This window comes from Paenibacillus sp. A14, assembly GCF_036864815.1.
Taxonomy (GTDB): domain Bacteria; phylum Bacillota; class Bacilli; order Paenibacillales; family Paenibacillaceae; genus Fontibacillus; species Fontibacillus sanfengchensis.
In genome coordinates this window covers 579,210-600,530 of record NZ_JBAGJD010000002.1, presented here as the reverse complement: position 1 = coordinate 600,530, position 21,321 = coordinate 579,210, and the positions used below count along the sequence as shown (strand labels likewise).

The following is a 21,321-nucleotide window of genomic DNA, read 5'->3' as shown; positions in this document are numbered from 1 at the left end:
ATTAAAATACGTTGAAAAGGAATAGTACGGTTTTCCAAACGCACAGAGAGCTGTTGGACGGTGTGAAACAGCCGTGAAGAAAATCGGAACTCGCCTTGGAGTTGCTCGCTGAAACATTAAAGTGCGAGTTCAAAAAGTTGGCTTTTCAGCACCGGAAGGCCCGGCTGAATTCAAGATTCGATGCCGAGTCACTTCTCGATTCACTTCGTGATCAAAAGACGACTTTTTGAACAACCTCTTACAGTAGGTGGAGCCGGAGCCTGACCGTTATCATCAGGAGGATGCCAGGTTTGTCCGTTCTTTGCAAACCCGTGTCCGTTGAGTGCATGCCGGGCGACGGCATGAATTCGGAGTGGTACCGCGTAAGATGTCAAAGTCTTTCGTCTCTGTTGTTAGTGGAGATGAAAGGCTTTTTTTGTGCATCCGGTCTTCGCCAGATGAACCCAAAAAATCGACGAAAGGAAAGATATCCATGAAAAATGTTGAAAAGTACGCCAGAGGATATTTTATGCCGCCGGAGACAAGCTTGAATTGGACCCGGAAGGAGTATATTACAGAAGCTCCGATCTGGTGCAGTGTCGACCTTCGCGACGGGAATCAGGCGTTGATCGTTCCGATGAATTTGGAGGAAAAGCTGGAATACTTCAAAATGCTCGTAGATATCGGATTCAAGGAAATCGAAGTCGGATTTCCCGCGGCCTCGGAAACGGAGTTCACCTTTTTGCGCACCTTGATCGAGCAGGAATTGATCCCGGACGATGTCACGATTCAGGTGCTCACACAATCGAGAGAGCATATTATCCGCAAAACGTTCGAATCGCTGAAAGGCGCGAAAAAAGCCGTCGTCCATCTGTACAACTCGACCTCAGTGGCACAGCGGGAACAGGTATTCCGCAAATCCAAACAGGAAATTATCGACATCGCCATAAACGGCGCGAAGCTGTTGAAGCAGTGTGCGGAGGAAACGGAAGGGAACTTCCAGTTCCAGTATTCCCCCGAGAGCTTTACGGGGACGGAAATCGATTTCGCGCTGGACATCTGCAACAGCGTGCTCGACGTATGGCAGCCGACGGCGGAGAATCCGGTCATCATCAATCTGCCCGCAACGGTATCCATGTCGATGCCTCACGTCTACGCCAGTCAGATCGAGTATATGAGCGAGCGCCTGAATTTTCGGAAGCATGTGATCTTGTCGCTCCATCCGCATAACGACAGGGGAACGGGCGTAGCCGATGCGGAGCTGGGGATGCTGGCCGGAGCCCAGCGCGTCGAAGGCACTTTGTTCGGGAATGGGGAGAGAACAGGCAACGTCGACATTGTGACGCTGGCTCTGAACATGTACTCCCACGGGGTGGACCCGAAGCTGAATTTTGAGAACCTCCCGGCGATTGCCTCCGTTTATGAACGGCTGACCAAAATGAGAGTCAGCGAAAGACATCCGTACGGAGGCGAGCTGGTATTCACCGCTTTCTCCGGTTCGCATCAGGATGCCATTGCCAAAGGCATGAAATGGCGTGAGGAAGAGGAACGGCAGCATTGGTCGGTCCCTTACCTGCTCATTGATCCCAAGGATATCGGCAGGGAGTATGAAGGCGATATTATCCGCATCAACAGCCAGTCCGGCAAAGGCGGAATCGGGTACGTGCTGCAGTTGAAGTACGGACTCGATCTCCCGGCGAAAATGCGCGAAAACTTCGGATACTTCGTTAAAAACGTATCGGATCAGCAGCAAAAGGAACTGATGCCCGAGGAGATCTACGATATTTTCTTGAAGGAATACGTGAACATCAGCACCCCTGTTGAGTTTATCAAATACCGCTCTACAGACGATGAAGGCTTTCAAACGGTCGTTACGATCCGCACCGGCAATGAAGTCAAGGAAATGGAGGGCGCCGGAAACGGAAGACTCGACGCGATCAGCAATGCGCTGCAAACGGGTCTTGGCATGAACTATACCGATTTGATCTACAGTGAGCACGCTCTGGAAACAGGCTCCAAATCACAAGCGGTTTCTTATATCGGGATTACGGCTTCGGACGGCAGCGTATATTGGGGCTGCGGCATTGACGTGGATATTATGACTTCATCCGTAAAAGCTCTGTTTAGTGCCGTGAATCAGTTTAGCCGGAATGCCCGGGGATAAGTCCACGGAAGAGATTATACAGTAATGGGGGCCCTTTTGCCTGGTGCAAAAGGGTTCTTTTGCTATTGACACTCCGGAATAGGGTACAATTTTTGTTAAATAAGCCAAGATTGGTTTGGACCCAATAAACTGGAGGACTTTACCCAAATAAATAAGGTGAGGGATATCGTATGAAACGTAAAACAATGCTTGAAACGTTCCTTTCTCCTCAGGAACTGAGTGTGATGCAAAGAAATTGGGATTCCTCCCAGGTCGAGGATAACGAACTTTTATCGGACTTGATCCGTGAACAAATGGTCTTGATGGTGGATTGGGCAGAGGAATCCGGGAAGTACGAAATCGGTACATTCCTCCAGCGGCGGTTGGATCGGCTGAGTAACGGTGACGGGTTACCGATGTTGAATCAAGACGACGTATACCTGGAACTGGAGAAGCAGAAAGGGTTCGATCGGGGGAACGCATTGGTAAAAGTTGTATTGGAGTATATTTGAGTATGCTTCCGGAACCTGAAAACCAAAATCATCATTATCTCTCATTATTAAACAGGGTCTCCGTCTTTTCGTTTGTAGAAGCGGATTGGAATACGTTCGTAGAACGAACTGTCGTGAAAAAGGTGGGGCAAGGAACGCGAATCATTGAAGCTGGTCAGCGGGTGCGCCATGCTTATTTTTGCTCGGAGGGATTATTTCGTTTGTTTTACCCCTTGCCCGATGGAAGAGAATATAATGTTGCTTTCTCTCTGGAACAAGATTTTGCGACTTCCTACGGCAGTATGGTAAAGGGAGAAGCGTCCGCCTTCTCGATCGAAGCGATGGAGGACTCGGTGGTCATTGAGATTTCGTATGATCTGCTGAAGGAACTCATGGATACAAGCCCGATGTGGGAACGGTTTGTACGAACAAGCGTAGAGCGGCTATACATAAGAAAAGAGGAACGGGAACGTGAATTATTGTGTTATTCCGCATTGGAGCGCTACAAAGCCTTTTTACTCAAATATCCCGGTCTCGAGAAGCGGATTCCTCAATATCATATCGCATCCTATATAGGCATATCCCCTGTTTCGCTCAGCAGATTGCTTCGTAACGACGAGCATTAACCTATGTTAATGCATCCTGGACGATGAACGAGTACACTGACATTCAGATCAGATTGTCAAAGCGGAGGTATACAGAATGCGTTATATGATGATTGTTTTGGTAGAGTTTTATCCTTCCTGGCTAGCCTTATCGCGAGAAGAACGCCGGAAGCACGCCGCTTCTTTGGAGGGGATTCTTCAAAAATACAGGGAACAGGTGAGCGTGCGCTTTTTTGATGCGGAGGCGCTTCCGGGAAAGGAATATACGGATTTCATCGTATGCGAAACGAATGATATGAAGCCTTATCACTATATGTGGGAAGAAATTCGGGATTCAGTCCCGTATACCAGGGGTTACATGAAGATTAAGGACGTCATTATGGGTTTGGAAAACGCGTTTCAGTCCTACGAATCGGACATGCTTAACTTGGACGAGCGACACTAAGCTGCAAGCAACGTCTTTGACGCAGTCAAAGGCGTTGCTTTTTCTATTTTTGTAAAATTCCGCCGGTCTTTCGCATAAATTATAAATATCTTAGAAATAAATATTTAAATCTAGCGGCACTATTGATACACTAGGACCATATGATATTTATATGAGAATGATGTGGGTGAACTTGAGACGGGTTTATGGCGATGCCGGGGCGAGAGCGCTTACATCGTTTCGGCAAATTCTAGGGTGAGGAAGGGTAGAATGAGTTACGGACAAACTAGTACAGATGTTGTCTTGATTGGTGCCGGAATTATGAGCGCAACGTTGGGAACCCTGTTAAAAGAATTAGCGCCGGACTGGAAAATCACGGTTTTTGAAAAACTCTCCCGCGCGGGGGAGGAAAGTTCGAACGAATGGAATAATGCGGGAACGGGGCATGCCGCCCTGTGCGAACTTAACTATACCGTTGAGCGGCCTGACGGATCCATAGATATCAGCAAAGCCATCAAAGTGAATGAGCAATTTCAAATCTCCAAGCAGTTTTGGGCTTACTTGGTAAACAGCCAGCTGATCCATAATCCCGGCGACTTTATCATGCCGCTGCCTCATTTGAGTTATGTTCGCGGGGAGCAGAACGTCAAGTTTTTAAAGCGGCGTTTTGAAGCCCTGTCCAACCACCCCCTGTTTCACGGGATGGAATTCTCCGATGATCCCGGAAAACTGAGGGAATGGCTTCCGCTCATGATGAAAAACCGCAGTTCTACCGAACCGGTGGCGGCGACCAAGATCGATTCCGGTACGGATGTGAACTTTGGCGCTTTGACGCGGATGTTGTTCGACCACTTAAAGGCTCACCATGCCGAAGTCCGCTACAAACATAGTGTTACCCATATGAAGCGTACCCCTGACGGATTGTGGGAATTAAAAGTAAAAAATCTGGACAGCGGTGCCGTCGAACGCCATACCGCAAAGTTTGTCTTTATCGGGGCTGGTGGAGGAAGCCTGCACCTGCTGCAAAAATCCGGCATTCCCGAAGGAAAACGGATTGGGGGATTTCCGGTCAGCGGAATATTCCTGGTGTGCAATAACCCGGAGGTCGTCCAGCAGCATCATGCGAAAGTGTACGGCAAAGCTTCGGTGGGCGCTCCGCCCATGTCGGTTCCGCATCTGGATACCAGATATATCGACAACCGGAAATCGCTGCTTTTTGGACCGTTTGCCGGCTTTTCTCCCAAGTTTCTAAAAACGGGATCCATGTTCGATTTAATCACATCCGTAAAACCGCATAATCTCTTGACGATGTTGGCGGCGGGCGCGAAAGAGATGTCACTGACGAAATACCTCATCCAGCAGCTGATGCTGTCCAAAGAACAGCGCATGAATGAATTGCGCGAGTTCATCCCTAGCGCCAAGAGTGAAGATTGGGAGCTGGTCGTCGCCGGCCAACGCGTACAGGTTATTAAAGATACAGTGGAGGGCGGTAAAGGAACGCTTCAATTCGGCACGGAGGTAGTGAGTGCCGCCGATGGCTCGGTTGCCGCATTGCTGGGCGCTTCTCCGGGGGCTTCGACGGCCGTTCACGTCATGCTTGAGGTCATCAAAAAATGCTTCCCGCAGCATTTGAAAGCTTGGGAGCCAAAGATTAAGGAAATGATCCCGTCCTATGGCTTATCGCTGTCGGAAAACCCGGACCTTTTCCGCCAAATCGATCCGGAAACCGCGAAGGCGCTCGGCTTAACGGAAGAAAAACGAGCCATTGTGATTTAACAAAAAAGCTAGGCCGGCATCAAGCCGTGCTTGGCTTTTTGTTTTACTGGGCGGATCCCAACATGAAATTTATGTTATTGACAAAGTCAGGCTGCCGGGAGTAGTATTGAAAAATATTTAAAGTGAAAATTGAATAGCAAGCAAGCTATGATCGCTATGGATCGTACCATAGCAGGAGCGGCTTCTGGAGAGACCGCGGGGTTCCGCGGCGCCGAAGGGTTCACCATCTCAGGCAAAAGGACAGGAGAGTATTAAATAATCTATTTGTTATTTCTTAAATTTGAATAACAAACTTTATTTATTATTCTTATGACCATGAGATTGGAGTGATCCAATCTCTTTTTTTATTGGCGTTCATGGTTGTTCATCATTTCACATGAATGGATTTAATTGATTAAGGGGGAGTTAGGTATGGCACAACAAGAATTGAAGAGAGATTTAGCGAATCGACATGTCCAACTTATTGCCATTGGCGGCACCATTGGTACCGGTTTGTTTCTCGGATCGGGCAAAGCGATTCAACTGGCGGGGCCGTCCATTATTTTGGCTTATTTCATCGTGGGGATCGCTGTGTTTTTTGTGATGAGAGCGCTCGGAGAGCTCCTGTTGTCGAAAGCGGGATATCAATCTTTTACCGACATTGCCGAGGACTATCTCGGACCAAGGGCCGCGTTTGTAACCGGATGGACCTATTGGTTTTGCTGGATTATGACCGCTATGGCCGATGTGATCGCCGTCGGGGTATATGTACAGTACTGGTTTAATATCCCGCAATGGATCCCGGCTGTCATCTGTCTAATTATTTTATTGGGGCTCAATCTGCTGACCGTGAAAAGTTTCGGAGAATTGGAATTTTGGTTTGCCTTAATTAAAGTGGTGACGATCCTTGCTTTAATCGCCATCGGGGTTGTTTTGCTGATCATAGGATTTAAAACCGAGGCGGGCATGGTCACGGTAAAAAACATATGGGAGCATGGAGGAATTTTTCCTCACGGGATTACCGGGTTCCTACTCTCGTTCCAAATGGTCGTGTTTGCCTTTGTCGGTGTGGAGCTGGTAGGGGTATCGGCCGCGGAAACCGCGAATCCTGAAAAAAATATTCCCTCGGCGATTAATAAAATTCCGTTAAGAATTCTATTTTTCTACGTTGGTGCGCTGGTTGCCCTTTTGTGCATTAATCCCTGGACGGGACTGAGTCCTTCGGAAAGTCCGTTCGTTAAAACGTTCAGTTTAGTCGGGATTCCGGTGGCCGCTGGAATTATCAACTTTGTCGTATTAACTTCGGCCGCTTCCGCCTGCAACAGCGGGATGTTCTCAACAAGCCGTATCATGTACAATCTAGGGAAGAATGACCAGGCTCCATCCCATTTGGCAAAACTGAACAAAAATCATGTGCCGAGAAACGCGTTATTCATATCCACGCTTGTCATTTCGGCGGGAGCCCTCTTGAGCAAGCTCGTTCCGGAGCAAGCTTTCGGCATCGTGACAACCATTAGCGCCATTTGTTTTATATGGGTCTGGGGTGTCATACTGGTCTGTCATTTACGGTATAAGAAAAAGCAGCCGCAACTGCACGCGAATTCCAAATTCAAAGCACCGTTTACGCCGTTCGTGAATTATGTTGTCCTGGCATTGTTTGCGATCATTCTCCTGATTATGTTGGTCGCTAAAGAAACACGGATGGCATTATTGCTGACACCCCTCTGGTTTGTTCTATTATTTGCTTTGTATGCGGGCAGTAAAAGAAGAAGGGGGAGAAACAGCAACGTAGCGGTAAAGAAACAACAGTCTTTAGACGCTTGACCCTTTTGCTACAGTCAGGAAGGCCGGGGAACCGGCCTTTTAAAATTAGGAGATGAGGCATTGAGAAAGATTAGTGAGGGTCGAACGGCCGAAGTATTTGCAGCGTTTAAAGTGCACTTGAACGGGTAAGGTCCACGATCAGCGATGTATATTTGGAACAATATCTTACCTATTCCGGTCTGCGATTCAATGACATTGGCGAGTGGATACTGCCGATAGCAGCCGCAAGGCTATCGGAATGGATATCTGACGAAGAGAAAGTGCGGCTGATCAGCTTAATCGAAGAGCGGTTGGAGCAACTACGATCCCGACGGAACGGCAAGCGGAGCTAGCAACGCGGCGGCTTCTTGGCGAAGCATGGGGCGCGTTGGCTTATAATCGACCGTCCCGTCAGCGCCCATGCCTACTTCGGGGCCAAACAGCTTTGCGGCGATTACAAATTGAACGGCCTCCCTGGCCCAAGGTGAGGGGTGTTCGCCGCTTAGTTTTGCGGTTTGCGGCAGGTCCGGTCTATACGTCTGCGCAAACTTCCATGCTAATGAAGCGGCTTCCTGCCTCGTGATCGCTCGATCCGGTTCAAAACGTCCATCCTGTAATCCTTCGACACCTAAATGTTCTACGGCTGTCTGAATTTCCGGTGCCAGCCGATGACCCGCCGAATCGGCGAATCGGACAGGCTGCTTGCTCATTGGAAATCCGCCGATCTGTACCAGCATTTGCACGAATTCGGCACGGGTTAAAGTTTCCTCTGGCCCGAATGTGCTCGGGTCGCCATCGCTGACCTTCCGAAGCTGCTTTAACAGATAAATCGAAGAGGCGTACGGGTGATGCTCAGGTACGTCACTGTAGGGCTCAGGGTTTGGCAATTTTTCAAAAAAGCTGTCCGGGGCATTATAGTAGAAGTAGCTGATTTCTCCGCCGCTATCCTCTTTAAATCCCGCCTTCATGCCCTCCTCGTCTTGAAACAACAACGCCTCCAATTTCTGCAGCTTATGCGTGCCCATCTGATCTTTTACCGTAAGAGTACCGTCCTGACTGGCCGTAATACGCGAGATCGCCTGCGGATTCCGCAGGTTGCGGTAAGTGCCTTCAAACCGGGTCAAAGGTGCTTGTTGTTCTTGTGCCCGTTGAAGTTGAGGCGTTGCGACAGAGCGTTGATCGGGATAAAACTGCTGCATGAAGGCGGCGAACAGTTCGACTCTAGGGTCTATGGCCTCGCCGTTTACGATCACCATCGCACCTACTTTGTGCTCGGGCAGCATCCACATCCAGGAGTGAGCTCCGGCAAGATCCCCGCCTTTCCCGATGACGTCCTCTCCGTTGTGAAGGTGGTTAAAGAAGGACTCGAACCCATAAGCCATCACAGGCAGCTCGGAATGAACGCCGAATTGAAAGGATTTCATGGTCCGGGCGGTTTGTTCCTGCAATATCCGGGTCTCCCCGAGCTTGCCGTCATTCAGCATCGCTATGATAAATTTGGCCATATCGCTCCCGGTTGAGAATAATCCTCCGGTGGGATCGATATAGGGGGTATTCTCGTACAAAGGAATCTCGTTGCCTTCAGGATCATACCCCTTGGCCAGATTGGCTTGGATCTCGTCACTCATTACAAAATCGGATCTGTTCATGCCGAGCGGTTTTAAAATGTGCTCTTTCGTATAAGTTTCAAACGGGAGCTTCGCCACATTTTGTACGATATAACCCTGTTGTACGTAAGCGATATTGTCATAACGGTAGGCTTCTCCAGGCTTACGTATGACGGTCGGTATGTTTTCTTTGACGTAGCGCTCCAGAGAAGTGCGGTTCGCAGCTGCGGAACCCTCTGTATAGTCGTACCCGGTTGTATGGGTTAACAGATGTTTCATCGTCAGCGGGGATCCTGTTTGATTAGGGATGGTGATACCCGCCATATATTCGGAGATGTCGCGCTCCAGATCGATTTTGCCTTGCTCGGCGAGCTGCATGACGGCCGCTGCTGTAAAGACTTTGGAAATGGACGCCATTCTGAAAACCGTGGTATCGGGGTCAACCGGCTTTTTTGCGGCCGCATCGGCATAACCGTATCCTTTATTGAGCAGGATTTTATCATCTTTAACGACAAGAAAGAGTGCGCCCTTGAGCCGTTCTTTAACATCGGGACGCGAAAAATAAGCATCGGCAAACTGTTCCACCGACTCGGCGGTGACGGGAATGGTCTTCTTCGAAGCGGTTGACGCGGTCTGCGCCGACGCGATAGGGTCTTGTGCGGCTGCAACGGGTAGGCTTGGCGCGGCCGCAGTCCATCCAATCAGGATGGCCGTTGTCAGGATAGCTGGGGTGATTCCTTTGGGAATGATGATTTTCATCGATTTTTTCTCCTCAAAATGTATTAGGTGCGGGATAGGCAATATCAATATATCAAATAGTAAACTGGCGCAAATCCGTGTATACCGCATGATATTTTGCGTTGTCGCGCAAATATTTGCGAATTAAAACATCCAGTGACATATAAGAATATGGGGCAGGAATGCACCGATCGGTCGTGGAATATATCCAGAACAAAGTATCGATGAATCGGTATATTTCGGGTACGCCCTAGCAGCAGGAGGAGAACTACATGAAATCGATTACCGTCCAAAGCCTTGCAGAATCGTTCCAATTGGAAGTGCTCGCGGGAGCCGGCCGAATGGACCGCTTGATAACCCGTCCACGGACGCACAGACCCGGACTGGAGTTTGTCGGGTATTTTGATTTTTTTCCGATGGAGCGAGTGCAAGTGCTCGGCCGCAAGGAGATCACCTATTTATTGACGCTCAGCATAGAGGAACGCAAGCTTCATATCGGAAACATTGTCAAATATCAACCGCCTTGTTTTATTGTGACGTCAGGGCAGCAGGAGATTCCCTATCTAACTCTGTTCTGCGACCAGGAGGGCATACCGCTCCTACGCACGTCCGAGACGACAACGGAGTTTATCGCCAAGCTGGATAACTATCTGGTGAAGGCATTGGCGCCGGAGTTGTCGATTCATGGGGTCTGCGTGAATGTTTCGGGGATAGGTATCCTGCTTCGGGGCAAATCCGGAATCGGCAAAAGCGAGACCGCCCATACGCTCATTCGCAGGGGGCACCGCTTTGTGGCGGACGATATTGTGGTCCTCAAGAAGCTGGGCCCTTCGACGCTTCTCGGAACACACAATGAGACGACACGCGAGTTTCTTGCCCTGCGCAGCGTCGGATTGATCAATGTCGTTCGCCAATATGGGCGCCGGGCATTTCAGGACGAGACGCGTATCGTGCTCGACATCGAGCTGTCTCCATGGAAGGAAAATTCGCTGAACAATGAGCTGGAGGTGGTGCCTCAGTTCACCGAATATCTTGGCGTCCAAATTCCGCACATTGAAATCCAGCTTCAGCCGGGACGGGATGTAGCCGGTTTAATCGAGGCGGCGGCGAACAACTGGTATCTCAAACAGCTCGGTTACAGCGCAGCCGAGGAGTTCATGCAGCGGATCGAGAACAAGCTGCAGTAGGCTTTCTCGGCATCTGTTGGGCAAGTTTTTGAAAAAGTGGTCGGAGGAAAAAAGAACATGCACACGAAAGAGAGTTTAATAAAGCAGCTAGAGCACATGGGGATTGACGGCAAAGGAACGATGCTGATCCATTCCTCGCTGAAAAGCATGGGTCCGGTCGAGGGTGGCGCGGATACTGTCTTGGATGCGTTTACCGCGTATATGAAGGACGGGCTGCTGGTGTTGCCTACCCATACCTGGTCCTCCATCAATGCGGATAATCCGAGATTCTACGTGGACCGGACGCCCTCTTGCATCGGGATATTACCCGAACTTTTTCGGAAACGGCCCGGTGCAGTGCGTTCGTTACACCCCACCCACTCGGTGGCGGCGTTAGGTCGGGATGCCCTGGAGTTCACGAAAGACGATCATTGTTTTGATACGCCCTGCGCAAGAGGCTCCGCCTGGGGGAAGTTGCTCGACCGAAACGCGACCATATTGTTGGTGGGGGTCGATTTAAGACGCAATACCTTTATTCATGGCGTTGAAGAATGGGCCGACATCCCGGGTAGATTAACGGATGATCATGAGACGCTTTACACGGTTTTGCCCGACGGAACAGAAATACCGGTACCTTCCCGCAGACATTGCGGGTTGTCATGGTCCGAGCATTTTTGGAAAGTGGATGAGATCCTGGAAAGCAAAGGCGCGATGTATAAGGGCCGGTTGGGCGACGCTGTTGTAAGGGTTTGTGATGCGGCTAGGGTGGAGAAAGTAATCATCGAAATGCTCAAGCACAATCCGGATTTGTTTTCGGATAACAATCCCTTGGAGGACTGAGGCGGGTCTTATAAAGAAGCAAGTCGCATAAAAAAATCAAAAACCCGGCGGATCTGCCGGGTTTAATTATGACGGTTTAAAGTTGCGCACAAAGATATGCTGTGATATGATTGGAGAACCGCTATCGAATTATTTGAAAAAAAGCAAGATTAACCCATCTTATTTACACTTTAATCTTACCATATGGCATTTCGGTTTGTCAAATCGTATTTTTCAAAAATTGAATGAAGGGATGTAGACAGAAGATGATCAGCGCCGAGGATTGGAGACAAGAGCGGGAGCGGCTGGATAGGGTTACGGAAAAGCTGCAAGGCAGGATCGCCGAACTGGAACCGGAGGTGTCCGGGCTGCATGAACAGGTGGCGGGTATACGCAGGCAGTTTTGGGAAGAAGTGACTGTCAACACCGGCACGGATGAGGATTTTGAAGAGACCTTCTACAGTATCCGGCAGCAGGAAGCGCTATTGTCCGAGCGGGAGCGGAGCCACCGTCTGCGTATGCAGCAGTGGAAAAATATGCAGCGGCTGCTGGCATCCCCTTACTTCGGGCGTATCGATTTTCATGAGGAGGGCATGAGTTTTACCGAGCAGGTCTACATCGGCGTATCCTCCTTCGTCGATACCGACGGGATGAGTTTTCTGGTGTACGATTGGCGCACCCCGATTGCGAGCATGTACTACGATCATTCCCCGGGAGCGGCGGCGTACGATACCCCGGGCGGAACGATCACCGGTATGATGAAGCTGAAACGGCAGTATCAAATCCGGGAGGGCGAACTGCGAAACGTATTCGATACGAGCGTGACGATCGGCGATGAGTTGCTGCAGCAGGTGCTCGGCAAGGGTGCGGACCATCAGATGAAGAGCATCGTCGCGACGATTCAAAAGGAGCAGAACGCCATCATCCGCGAGGACAAAAGCCGAATGCTGATCGTTCAAGGGGCTGCCGGAAGCGGAAAGACCTCGGCGGCGCTGCAGCGGGCAGCGTACTTGCTGTATAAACACCGGGAGCGGCTGAAGGCGGATCAAATCGTTCTTTTTTCGCCTAACCCGATGTTCAATAGCTACGTCTCTACGGTTCTTCCCGAGCTTGGTGAGGAAAATATGCAGCAAACGACCTTCCAGGAGTATCTCGACTACTGGCTGGGCGGGACGTTTCAAGTGGAGGACCCCTTCGATCAGATCGAATATGTTTTGACGGGGGCTTCCGGTGAAGGGTATGAGGCCCGGGTTCAAGGCATTGAATATAAAGCGTCGGCCGTGTTCCTTCAAGCTCTCGGGAATTACGCGGTGTGGTTGGAGCATGAGGGCATGCGATTCCACAGCATCCGGTTCCGCGATCGTGATCTCATCACGGCCGAGCAGATGAAATCCAAGTTCTACAGTTTTGACCCTTCCATCCGCATGAACAACCGGATTGCCATGCTGCAGGAGTGGCTGCTGCGCGAATTGGCTTCGCTGGAAAGCAAGGAACGGGAAGAACTGTGGGTGCAGGAGGAGTTGGACTATCACGACAAAGATCAGTACGCCGAAGCGTTTCAACAACTGCACAAGGAGCGGGGCGTGTTTGACTTTGCCGAACAATATGAGGAAGTCCGCGAAATGCTGCAGGGGGAGCGGAGGCCGGATGAAGCCGATTTCGACTATGCCGACCGGGAGGAGCAATTGCTGCGGCGGATGATCGTCAAGGAACAATTCAAACCACTGAAACGAAGCGTGAAGCGGATGAGTTTCATAGATATGGTTGGGTTGTACGGCCAGTTGTTTGAGGAAGAGGATACGTTCAGGGAGATGACCGATAGCGCTGACAGCGCTGGAATTCCTTCGCATTGGGCGGAAATCTGCGGGCAGACCCGGGAGAAGCTCGGCCGGATGGAACTGTTCTATGAAGATGCGACACCATACCTGTATCTGAAAGAACTCATAGAGGGCGTCCGGACGAACACGGAGATCCGGCATGTTTTTGTCGATGAGGGTCAGGATTATTCGCTGTTTCAATACGAGTTTCTCAAAAAAATGTTTCCCCGTGCCCGCATGACGGTGCTCGGCGATTTCGGCCAGGCCATCTTCGCTCAGGCCACGGAGCTGTACGGCGAACACTCGCCGCTTCTCCGGCTTTACGGGGAGGCGGAAACAAGCTTATTTCGCCTGATTCGCAGTTACCGCTCGACCCGCGAGATCGTGTCATTCACGAAGTCGCTGCTGCCGGACGGCAAGGAGATTGTGGCCTTTGAACGGAGCGGACGGAAGCCGCTGCTGTCCAGATTGGGCAGCGTAGAGAAGCGGACGGCGCGGATAGCGGAGCACATAGCCGAGCTTCGAGCGGAGGGCTTGGTCTCCATCGGCATCGTTACGAAGACGGCGGCCGAAAGCCGGGAAGCCTATGATTTCCTGCTGTCCCAGGGATGCCGGGGGCTGAAACATGTGACGAAAAGCACGCCCACTTTCGAACAAGGCACGTTGATTCTCCCCGTATACCTTGCCAAGGGGGTTGAATTTGACGCGGTGCTCATCTATGACGCATCCTCGCGGACCTATCATGCGGAGAGCGAGCGCAAGCTGTTTTATACGGCATGCACTCGCGCCATGCATCGGCTGCTGCTGTACTCCACAGGAGAGTGGACTCCGTTCGTTCAGGGATTGGATATGTCTTTGTATGAGGTCGAGGAATTATAGAGAGAATTTTGGGCCTACAGATAAATCCTCCGGGCCTCTGCTCCAAAATACGCGATCACCTGTTTATACTCGGAAATATCGATATGGTTAAGCCTCATGATTCGCTGCACAAAGATGGTATCCGCAAATATATGGTTAATTATCTTCTCGCACCATGTGGGAGTGTTTTTAAAGTAATCCACCAAATGATGAATCTCATCAAATTTAAAATAGAGAATGTAACAAACATAATTTTGAAGCAGCGTCCGGAAACAGTGATCACGGTAAGGGTTGGAGCGGAGGTCGGAGAGGAATCCGGCCATCATCTCGAATACCCGGGTTTTATTCTCCGAATAAGCACGGATCAACGCGTCAACGTGATTGACCAACCGCAGCACGTCCTCCAATCCATCTTCCGGCGGCAAGACGAGCTTGGCGGATTTCCCTTCGATGGATCTTAACAGCTCCAACGTGAGGTTTTTGCACGCTTCGATTTCTTGGGGGGACAGGTTTATTTTCCCGCTGAACTTGCCGAGATTCTCGCTGTAGTAATCGTGATACAAGGAGAAGTACCGCTCCATATTGATCCGGGTCTTCGTATGAACCAAATCCTGCCCGCTGAAGGAGAACGCATAGAGGGTTTCCTCGTTCACCGGGTGGGCGTAAAGGTAGAAAAAGAAGAAGAAGCCCCTTAACTGATGCCTCTGTTCCTCATGTAAGGCGGACGCATTCGCCAATTGAGCGAACTGAAAAAAACAATAGTTTTTCATGAAATCGTTCATTGCGCCGTATGGATTGCTATTGGCTATGGTCGTCGTCGTGTTGATCGTAAACAGCAGGTAGTAAAATATCAGTTCATCATATACATCCATCTGTTTGAAAATATCCGAGAGCACAGGCTCCCAGTCGGGGTTCATGATGTAATGGGGATCTCTCGGCTGTAATTCGTCCGTCCAGTCCGTAAAGATCTCGTCATCACGACCGGTCAAGAACAACGCTGTTCTACCGTCTTCACAAAAGCTATATTCGAAACTGTCCGTTTGCACGGGTTGTAAACCTCTATTGAATTTCAGATTCAGATATTCGTGAAAGAGTGATTGAAGGTTCATCCGTTATATCCCCCATTTATTTGGAAAAAGTCTGCTGCTTCCCTGAGAGTTTTCGACACCTGCAGGGGGAATCCTCTTGGCCCTGTATATTTATTGTCCAGATCGCGTTGTTAAACTGGAGATGTGTTGCTTATTTTTATAGTGGAGGTCGACAAACTTAGTTATGAAGAACCAGGCGGTAACGGACGAATTGGTCCTCAGGGCGCTGGAGCGGAACGTGGCCAAGCTCCATGAGCAGGCCAAGTCCATCCAGGGAATTGTGCGGACGATCCGGGACATCGCCTCTCAGACCCATCTGCTCGCCCTGAATGCCGCCATCGAGGCAGCCCATGCGGGGCCGTATGGCAGAAGGTTTAATGTCGTGGCCACAGAAGTGCGCAAGCTGGCCAACGAGGTGACAGAATCCATCACCAGAATTCAAGGAACGGTCAACGGTATTGCAAGGGAGGTTTCCGAGATTTCGGAAGGGATCGGGCGCGTCCAGTCTTCTGTGGAGGAAAGCCAACAACAGATTCGTGTGACCCTGGGTGACTTCGACAGCGTTGTGGATTTTGCCCAGAAGCTGGATGAACAGGCACGAAACGTTGCTGCAACTATTTAAATAGGAGCATCCGATGGGCCCCCGGGCATCTTGGCTGGAAGTCGCTCCCCAACATGCCCAAATAGGGTATTTCGCTTACCTGTCATCGTATCTTTTGCGCAGCAGACGTACGGGGGTAAAGAAAGGGACCCCATTCTCCTGATGAACCTTGGCTTCAATCAGAAAGACATCCTCAAACAGCGCAGGATGTATAATCTCAAGCGGTTTGCCGGATGAATAAATCGTCCCATCCTTCATCACTACGAGCTCATCGCTATATTTGGCCGCCTGATTGATATCGTGCAGCACCATCACCACTGTCATACCCAAGGCTTGATTCAGGTACTGCACCAGTTCAAGCACTTCCATCTGATGGGAGATATCGAGGTATGTCGTCGGCTCGTCTAACAAGAGAACTTTAGGCGATTGGACAACGGCCATGGCAATCCATGCCCGCTGTCTTTCGCCGCCGGACAACCGATGAACGGATTGATGCTGCAAATGCTTCAAATTGGTGATAGAGATCGCCCAGTCAATCCGCTCATGATCCTCGCCGGTCAGCTTCTCGTACCATTTCCGATGCGGCAGCCGTCCGTGCGAGACCAAGTCGTGAACGGTCAACTCCAAGTCCAGGTTTGGCGATTGCGTCAGCATCGTCATCGTCCGGGCTAGTTTTTTCGGATGAATCCCCGATATCTCTTTGCCGTCAAGCATTACAGTCCCCTTGTCGGGGTGAGCCAGATTGGACATTAAGCGCAGCAGCGTGGATTTTCCGGAACCGTTCGGACCGATAATGCTCGTAATCTTCCCCGCTTGAAACTGCATGGACAAACTCTGAAGGGAAAAAGCTGCGGACTGTCGGTATTCGATTTGCTGGGCTGATAGTGAGAGAGACATGGGCCTCCTCCTTTTTGACGGATCATTTCGCCGCGACCTTCTGCAATTCGTTGTGTAGATAATCCAGGGAATCGATGATTTTGGCCCCGGGGTTCGATCCGAACAAGCTGTTGGGCAATACGATAAAATGCCCCTGCTTCACCGCGTCGATATGGCTCCAGGATGGATTCTTGCTCATTTCGGCTTTGAACGATTTCTCCGCAATTTCCTGCGGCCCCGGTGTAATCAGGAACACCACTTGCGGGTCGGCTTCGACGATGCGTTCAATATTCAATTGGGCGTACTGCGGGAACCTTTCAAGCTGGGGATAATCTTTAGCGATATTGAATCCTCCCACCGCATCCAATAAGCTGCCGGACAAAGAATCCGGGAGTGCCACCATCCAATTTGACGGTAAGCCGAAGACAATCAAGGAACGGATTTCGTCACCGTTGTTCTGCCCTGCCAATTCGGCCACTTTATCGTTGATCCGCTTGACCAGCGCTTCCGCCTCGTTCGTCTTGTTCAACACTTTGCCTATCATTTCGATGGAGGCGTTATTCTCTTCAAGCGAAGCAGCGCCCGTTAACAGAATTTTAGCCCCCAGTTGTTTCAACGCCGGGATATCCTTGACATTCAGCTGCCGGTGGGCGATGATCAGGTCCGGCTGCAATGCGGCCACCTTCTCCAAATTTATGGCGTTTGTTGTTCCGATTTCGGCAATGTCCTTCGCTTCCGCAGGCACTTCGCCTCTCATTGAGGGCCTGCCTACCACGGTTCCGCCTAAGGCTTGAACGATGGACATATCCCCTGCACTGAAAGTCACGATCCGCTGCGGCACCTCGGTAAATTCAACCGTTTGGCCCGCCAAATCCGTCACCGTAACGGCTTGCTGTGCGGCATAAGCTCCGGAGGCCGTCGTTTCCTGGACACTCGCCGCGGTATCGTCTTTGTTTATAGAGGCATTGTCGCAGCCGGCGACAAGGAGAAGGATACTAACCATCGCGCTCATCGTAACGAAAGATCGGTTCAACCGAGTTGCCATTGTCATATTTGTAACCCCACCTTATATATGTATTTGCCTTCCCTATCTTCCACCCATCAACTTCCCGCGTTGGAGCAGGTACAGGAAAAATGGACCGCCGACCGCCGCCAACAAAATCCCGACGGGCAGCTCAATCGGATCAAACCAGCTTCTGGCCGCCGTATCCGCAAAAACGACCAGCATCCCGCCGAACAGCGCCGAAACAGGAATAAGAAAACGGTAATCGTCGCCGATGATCAAGCGGATGATATGCGGCACGACCAAACCGACGAAACCGATCAGCCCGGCTACGCTTACCGCAGCCCCGGCCAGGAACGTGCTTAATAGAATGAGCAGAAGGCGGCTTTTCTCCACCTTGTGGCCCAGCAGTTTGGCCGCGTCGTCTCCCAGACGCAGGATATTGGCTGTTCTGGCGGCAAAGAGCGAGAGAATCAAACCTACCGACGCATAGGGTAAAATCGTCCAGAAATGCGGCCAACTGCGCTCGCTTAGTCCCCCCATTAACCACGGCAGGACCGCCTGCACCTTGTCGCTGTGTAGCATCATAATCGCCGAGGTGACAGCCCCGAGAAGCGTGTTAATCGCAACGCCGGCCAGAATTAGGCGAAGCGGCGAGACCCCGCCTTCCCATGCCAGCAAATACACGAAAGCAGCTGCTATGAACGCCCCCAGAAACGCGCCGAAGGGCAATAAACTCATGAACTGCGGAAAAATCAACATCGTAATGATCGCTACCAACCCGGCGCCGGAGGAGATGCCGATCACTCCGGGGTCGGCTAAGGGATTTCGCATAATCCCTTGGAGGATAGCGCCCGAGACCGCCAGGCACATCCCTACCAACAGCCCGGTTAACACGCGGGGCAGGCGCAAATTCCAGACGATCTGATGCTCGATGCCGTCCGTGGTTGAGGTTAAGCCGCTCCAAACTTCAGAAATGCCGAGCGGAACAGAACCTTTTGCCAGTCCATACAGTATGGACAGGAGCACCAGGATACAGCAGCTCAAAAACAAGACCATTCTTCTTCGTTGAAGCTTTTGGTGCGGTTTATTCGAATGCGTATCTTGAACCTGAATGGGATCTCCCCCCTCATTAAAGAGAAATAACGATCCATTTCATGTAAAGCCGTCTACTACTTTAATGGATAGCCCGTCTTAGAGAATGTGATTGGAGTCACATAAATTGTCGCATTACTTTCGATTTAATTTACGCAAGACCTATGGAATGGAGTACATAATTTGAAGGCAAGATCTCCTTTTCTTGTCGCGGTGATTGGGAAAAGTCCACTTCGCATAATTTAGATTAGCGGCAAGTAGAGAAGGAGGAGTGATAATGTGGAGAATAACCCGCAACACCAAGCAGTAACGGGACAAATCCCGCAACCGATAAGGAAGGATGGAGCGGGTTGGTGGGACCTCGGTCCGCGTGATATTCTGCGGGACTGTGAGAACCCGGATTTGCTGGTTCCTCCCGTCACGGATGCCGGAACGATCCCCAACCTGAAGTTTTCATTTTCCGATGCGCATATGCAGTTGAATCATGGCGGTTGGTCGCGGGAGGTTACGGTCAGGGAGCTTCCGACGGCAACTACGCTGGCCGGGGTCAATATGGCGCTTACGCCGGGCGGTGTCCGTGAACTGCATTGGCATCAGCAGGCGGAGTGGTCCATCATGCTTGTGGGCCGGGCCCGGATTACTGCGGTCGATCAGAACGGAAGGAACTTTATAGCCGATGTGGGCGTTGGCGACCTGTGGTACTTTCCCCCCGGAGTCCCCCATTCGATTCAAGGGTTGGAAGAAGGCTGCGAGTTTTTGCTCGTTTTTGACGACGGCGGCTTCTCCGACCTCAATACTTTATCGATTTCCGACTGGTTCGCGCATACCCCGGAGGACGTATTGGCTGCGAATTTCGGGGTGCCGGCGAGCGCTTTTGCCCATATTCCAAAAGAACAGCGGTATATTTTCCAGGCGAATGTGCCCGGCTCCCTGGAAAGCCAGCAGGTAGCGGATCCCTATGGAACGGTTCCTTTGACCTTTTCGCATCGACTGCTCGCGCAGAAGCCGATGGTTACTCCGGGGGGGACCGTTCGGATCGTCGATTCAACGAACTTTCCCATCTCGACCCAAATTGCCGCCGCTTTGGTTGAGATCAAGCCGGGCGGTATGCGGGAAATGCACTGGCATCCCAACAATGATGAATGGCAGTATTACATCTCGGGAATGGGACGCATGACGGTGTTTGCGGCGAACGGCACAGCCCGTACGTTTGATTATCGCGCCGGGGATGTGGGATACGTACCGTTCGCCTACGGACACTACATTCAGAACACGGGGAACGAAAGCTTGTGGTTTCTTGAAATGTTTAAGAGCGATCGTTTCGAAGACGTTTCCCTGAATCAATGGATGGCGCTGACGCCTCATCAGTTGGTACAAGACAATCTTAACCTGGGTCCCGAAGCGATGAACGCGTTGCGGAAGCAAAAGTGGCCGGTCGTCAAGTATCCAGGGTGATAGTGCCCCATCAGACAACCTGGATAACATAGAATTCCTGCATATGTGCATGTTTTTTTTCTGTTTGGAACAATAATTTCAAAATTCCTGCAATTCTGCAGGAATTTTTGACGCAATCGGCTCGTTTCTCTAAAATCGCTAGAAATGCCTGCAGATTTGCATCTATTTTCGAATTCTCTCGGGGACCGGCCTAAAATACCTGCAGATTTGCATCTTTTTGGAGTTGGAAGGGTTAGAAAGTGCGCTAGAACATTTTCCACCCGATAATGTCGGCATATTTTTCTATGTATTTCCAGTTACATCGGCTATGTATTCCAGGATTGTAAATCAATACATGAGCTGTACCCGAAGAAAAACGTATGCAATCTGCACCGCCACGGTGGCGGCTGTAATGGCCAGACAGACAGGGAGCCGGCTTTTCTGTCCGGGTGCCAGTGAATTTGAAACGACGGATACCCCTCCCAGTACACCGATGGAGCAACTGATCAGCCCTCCTAAAAGCAAGCCAAATATCGTGAGAATCAGCATAATAGCCGTTGACCAGCCCGGGATATTGTTAAGGGGGATGTAAGGTTTTGCGGAATTCAGATAAAATCCGTCAACCGCCAAATCCACTTTTCCTCCAATTGCAGTCAGGTTCAGGGTTTTGCTCCCGATAACTATAGGTTCATCAATGAGCCGAATCACTGTGCTTCTACTCTTCACCCGACTTTCAACCCCATCCACGGTGATTTTGCATTTAAAGGGCCCTGTTCTAATGCCAATTTCGTGTGGTGAGCCATCGACCATTACGGTCCATGATTTTGCCATTGAATACGACCTCCATGTTTCCTGGTTGGGATAATTTTCAAATCTTAATACTATAGGTATATCGGCAGCTAGAACATTTTTTGAATATAGTTCCAACCAATCCTTTTGTAGGATTCGTGAACAGGTTAAATGCTGAAGTTTTTCTTGACAGGATCGAGGGTGATATGCAAAGTTACTGGTGTCGAATA

Annotated in this window: 17 protein-coding genes, 1 riboswitch and 1 other annotated feature; of the genes, 11 read left to right on the top strand and 6 right to left on the bottom strand. The window is 50.5% G+C overall.

Translation table 11 applies throughout. From position 1 onward, the window contains the following. Positions 1-2 precede the first annotated feature (2 nt). Positions 3-391: a binding site (T-box leader), on the top strand. Between the two features lie 81 nt (positions 392-472). From leuA to V4U88_RS07000, 6 genes are all read left to right on the top strand, one after another. Continuing rightward, positions 473-2,143 (top strand): 2-isopropylmalate synthase, encoded by a 1,671-nt coding sequence (gene leuA, locus V4U88_RS07025; RefSeq protein ID WP_334072550.1) that lies wholly within the window; start codon positions 473-475, stop codon positions 2,141-2,143. Positions 2,144-2,313: 170 nt separating this feature from the next. Further along, a complete protein-coding gene (locus V4U88_RS07020) occupies positions 2,314-2,634 on the top strand; it encodes a hypothetical protein (protein WP_334072549.1) in 321 nt (106 codons plus the stop codon). A gap of 2 nt (positions 2,635-2,636) precedes the next feature. Further along, on the top strand, positions 2,637-3,239 hold the full coding sequence (locus V4U88_RS07015) for a Crp/Fnr family transcriptional regulator (RefSeq protein WP_334072548.1): 603 nt from the start codon (positions 2,637-2,639) through the stop codon (positions 3,237-3,239). Positions 3,240-3,315: 76 nt separating this feature from the next. Then, a complete protein-coding gene (locus V4U88_RS07010) occupies positions 3,316-3,663 on the top strand; it encodes a darcynin family protein (RefSeq protein WP_334072547.1) in 348 nt (115 codons plus the stop codon). A gap of 249 nt (positions 3,664-3,912) precedes the next feature. Continuing rightward, entirely contained in the window at positions 3,913-5,418 is a 1,506-nt protein-coding gene (locus V4U88_RS07005; RefSeq protein ID WP_334072546.1) for a malate:quinone oxidoreductase, read from the top strand. Between the two features lie 174 nt (positions 5,419-5,592). Then, a riboswitch (glycine riboswitch) is annotated at positions 5,593-5,672 on the top strand. A gap of 157 nt (positions 5,673-5,829) precedes the next feature. Beyond that, positions 5,830-7,221, top strand: coding sequence for an amino acid permease (locus tag V4U88_RS07000; RefSeq protein ID WP_334072545.1), 1,392 nt, complete (start codon positions 5,830-5,832; stop codon positions 7,219-7,221). Between the two features lie 299 nt (positions 7,222-7,520). On the opposite strand, the gene V4U88_RS06995 is transcribed toward V4U88_RS07000, so the two are convergent. Next, positions 7,521-9,566, bottom strand: coding sequence for a serine hydrolase (locus tag V4U88_RS06995; RefSeq protein ID WP_334072544.1), 2,046 nt, complete (start codon positions 9,564-9,566; stop codon positions 7,521-7,523). Between the two features lie 251 nt (positions 9,567-9,817). Between V4U88_RS06995 and hprK the strand changes: the two genes are divergently transcribed. The 3 genes from hprK to helD all read left to right on the top strand — a co-directional run bounded on the left by hprK (position 9,818) and on the right by helD (position 14,226). Beyond that, positions 9,818-10,732 carry an HPr(Ser) kinase/phosphatase gene (hprK, locus tag V4U88_RS06990; RefSeq protein ID WP_334072543.1) on the top strand — a complete coding sequence of 305 codons (915 nt, stop codon included), beginning with the start codon at positions 9,818-9,820 and terminating at the stop codon, positions 10,730-10,732. A 57-nt stretch (positions 10,733-10,789) separates the two neighbouring features. Further along, on the top strand, positions 10,790-11,551 hold the full coding sequence (locus V4U88_RS06985) for an AAC(3) family N-acetyltransferase (protein ID WP_334072542.1): 762 nt from the start codon (positions 10,790-10,792) through the stop codon (positions 11,549-11,551). A 245-nt stretch (positions 11,552-11,796) separates the two neighbouring features. After that, positions 11,797-14,226 carry an RNA polymerase recycling motor HelD gene (gene helD, locus V4U88_RS06980; RefSeq protein ID WP_334072541.1) on the top strand — a complete coding sequence of 810 codons (2,430 nt, stop codon included), beginning with the start codon at positions 11,797-11,799 and terminating at the stop codon, positions 14,224-14,226. A 14-nt stretch (positions 14,227-14,240) separates the two neighbouring features. Here helD and V4U88_RS06975 read toward each other — a convergent pair whose 3' ends face one another. Continuing rightward, positions 14,241-15,194, bottom strand: a complete 954-nt coding sequence (locus V4U88_RS06975; protein ID WP_334072540.1) for a hypothetical protein — start codon at positions 15,192-15,194, stop codon at positions 14,241-14,243. Positions 15,195-15,477: 283 nt separating this feature from the next. Between V4U88_RS06975 and V4U88_RS06970 the strand changes: the two genes are divergently transcribed. Further along, positions 15,478-15,915, top strand: a complete 438-nt coding sequence (locus V4U88_RS06970) for a methyl-accepting chemotaxis protein (protein ID WP_334072539.1) — start codon at positions 15,478-15,480, stop codon at positions 15,913-15,915. A gap of 75 nt (positions 15,916-15,990) precedes the next feature. On the opposite strand, the gene V4U88_RS06965 is transcribed toward V4U88_RS06970, so the two are convergent. The 3 genes from V4U88_RS06965 to V4U88_RS06955 are packed head-to-tail and all read right to left on the bottom strand — an operon-like array spanning position 15,991 to position 18,832. Then, positions 15,991-16,791 carry an ABC transporter ATP-binding protein gene (locus V4U88_RS06965; protein ID WP_334072538.1) on the bottom strand — a complete coding sequence of 267 codons (801 nt, stop codon included), beginning with the start codon at positions 16,789-16,791 and terminating at the stop codon, positions 15,991-15,993. A 22-nt stretch (positions 16,792-16,813) separates the two neighbouring features. Further along, positions 16,814-17,821 (bottom strand): ABC transporter substrate-binding protein, encoded by a 1,008-nt coding sequence (locus tag V4U88_RS06960; RefSeq protein ID WP_334072537.1) that lies wholly within the window; start codon positions 17,819-17,821, stop codon positions 16,814-16,816. Between the two features lie 36 nt (positions 17,822-17,857). Beyond that, positions 17,858-18,832, bottom strand: a complete 975-nt coding sequence (locus V4U88_RS06955; RefSeq protein WP_334072536.1) for a FecCD family ABC transporter permease — start codon at positions 18,830-18,832, stop codon at positions 17,858-17,860. Positions 18,833-19,147: 315 nt separating this feature from the next. On the opposite strand from V4U88_RS06955, the gene V4U88_RS06950 reads away from it, so the two are divergent. Beyond that, the gene (locus tag V4U88_RS06950) at positions 19,148-20,323 is read left to right on the top strand and encodes an oxalate decarboxylase family bicupin (RefSeq protein ID WP_334072535.1); all 1,176 of its coding nucleotides are present in this window, start codon (positions 19,148-19,150) and stop codon (positions 20,321-20,323) included. A 327-nt stretch (positions 20,324-20,650) separates the two neighbouring features. Here V4U88_RS06950 and V4U88_RS06945 read toward each other — a convergent pair whose 3' ends face one another. Continuing rightward, positions 20,651-21,133 (bottom strand): hypothetical protein, encoded by a 483-nt coding sequence (locus V4U88_RS06945; RefSeq protein ID WP_334072534.1) that lies wholly within the window; start codon positions 21,131-21,133, stop codon positions 20,651-20,653. Between the last annotated feature and the right edge of the window lie 188 nt (positions 21,134-21,321).

Excerpts from the sequence above, each read along its gene's own strand:
- V4U88_RS06985 (WP_334072542.1), top strand. The coding sequence starts at position 10,790 with ATGCACACGAAAGAGAGTTTAATAAAGCAGCTAGAGCACATGGGGATT.
- V4U88_RS06960 (WP_334072537.1), bottom strand. The coding sequence starts at position 17,821 with ATGACAATGGCAACTCGGTTGAACCGATCTTTCGTTACGATGAGCGCG.
- leuA (WP_334072550.1), top strand. The coding sequence starts at position 473 with ATGAAAAATGTTGAAAAGTACGCCAGAGGATATTTTATGCCGCCGGAG.
- V4U88_RS06945 (WP_334072534.1), bottom strand. The coding sequence starts at position 21,133 with ATGGCAAAATCATGGACCGTAATGGTCGATGGCTCACCACACGAAATT.
- helD (WP_334072541.1), top strand. The coding sequence starts at position 11,797 with ATGATCAGCGCCGAGGATTGGAGACAAGAGCGGGAGCGGCTGGATAGG.
- V4U88_RS06995 (WP_334072544.1), bottom strand. The coding sequence starts at position 9,566 with ATGAAAATCATCATTCCCAAAGGAATCACCCCAGCTATCCTGACAACG.
- V4U88_RS07000 (WP_334072545.1), top strand. The coding sequence starts at position 5,830 with ATGGCACAACAAGAATTGAAGAGAGATTTAGCGAATCGACATGTCCAA.
- V4U88_RS07015 (WP_334072548.1), top strand. The coding sequence starts at position 2,637 with ATGCTTCCGGAACCTGAAAACCAAAATCATCATTATCTCTCATTATTA.
- hprK (WP_334072543.1), top strand. The coding sequence starts at position 9,818 with ATGAAATCGATTACCGTCCAAAGCCTTGCAGAATCGTTCCAATTGGAA.
- V4U88_RS07010 (WP_334072547.1), top strand. The coding sequence starts at position 3,316 with ATGCGTTATATGATGATTGTTTTGGTAGAGTTTTATCCTTCCTGGCTA.
- V4U88_RS06965 (WP_334072538.1), bottom strand. The coding sequence starts at position 16,791 with ATGTCTCTCTCACTATCAGCCCAGCAAATCGAATACCGACAGTCCGCA.
- V4U88_RS07020 (WP_334072549.1), top strand. The coding sequence starts at position 2,314 with ATGAAACGTAAAACAATGCTTGAAACGTTCCTTTCTCCTCAGGAACTG.
- V4U88_RS07005 (WP_334072546.1), top strand. The coding sequence starts at position 3,913 with ATGAGTTACGGACAAACTAGTACAGATGTTGTCTTGATTGGTGCCGGA.
- V4U88_RS06970 (WP_334072539.1), top strand. The coding sequence starts at position 15,478 with ATGAAGAACCAGGCGGTAACGGACGAATTGGTCCTCAGGGCGCTGGAG.
- V4U88_RS06955 (WP_334072536.1), bottom strand. The coding sequence starts at position 18,832 with ATGGTCTTGTTTTTGAGCTGCTGTATCCTGGTGCTCCTGTCCATACTG.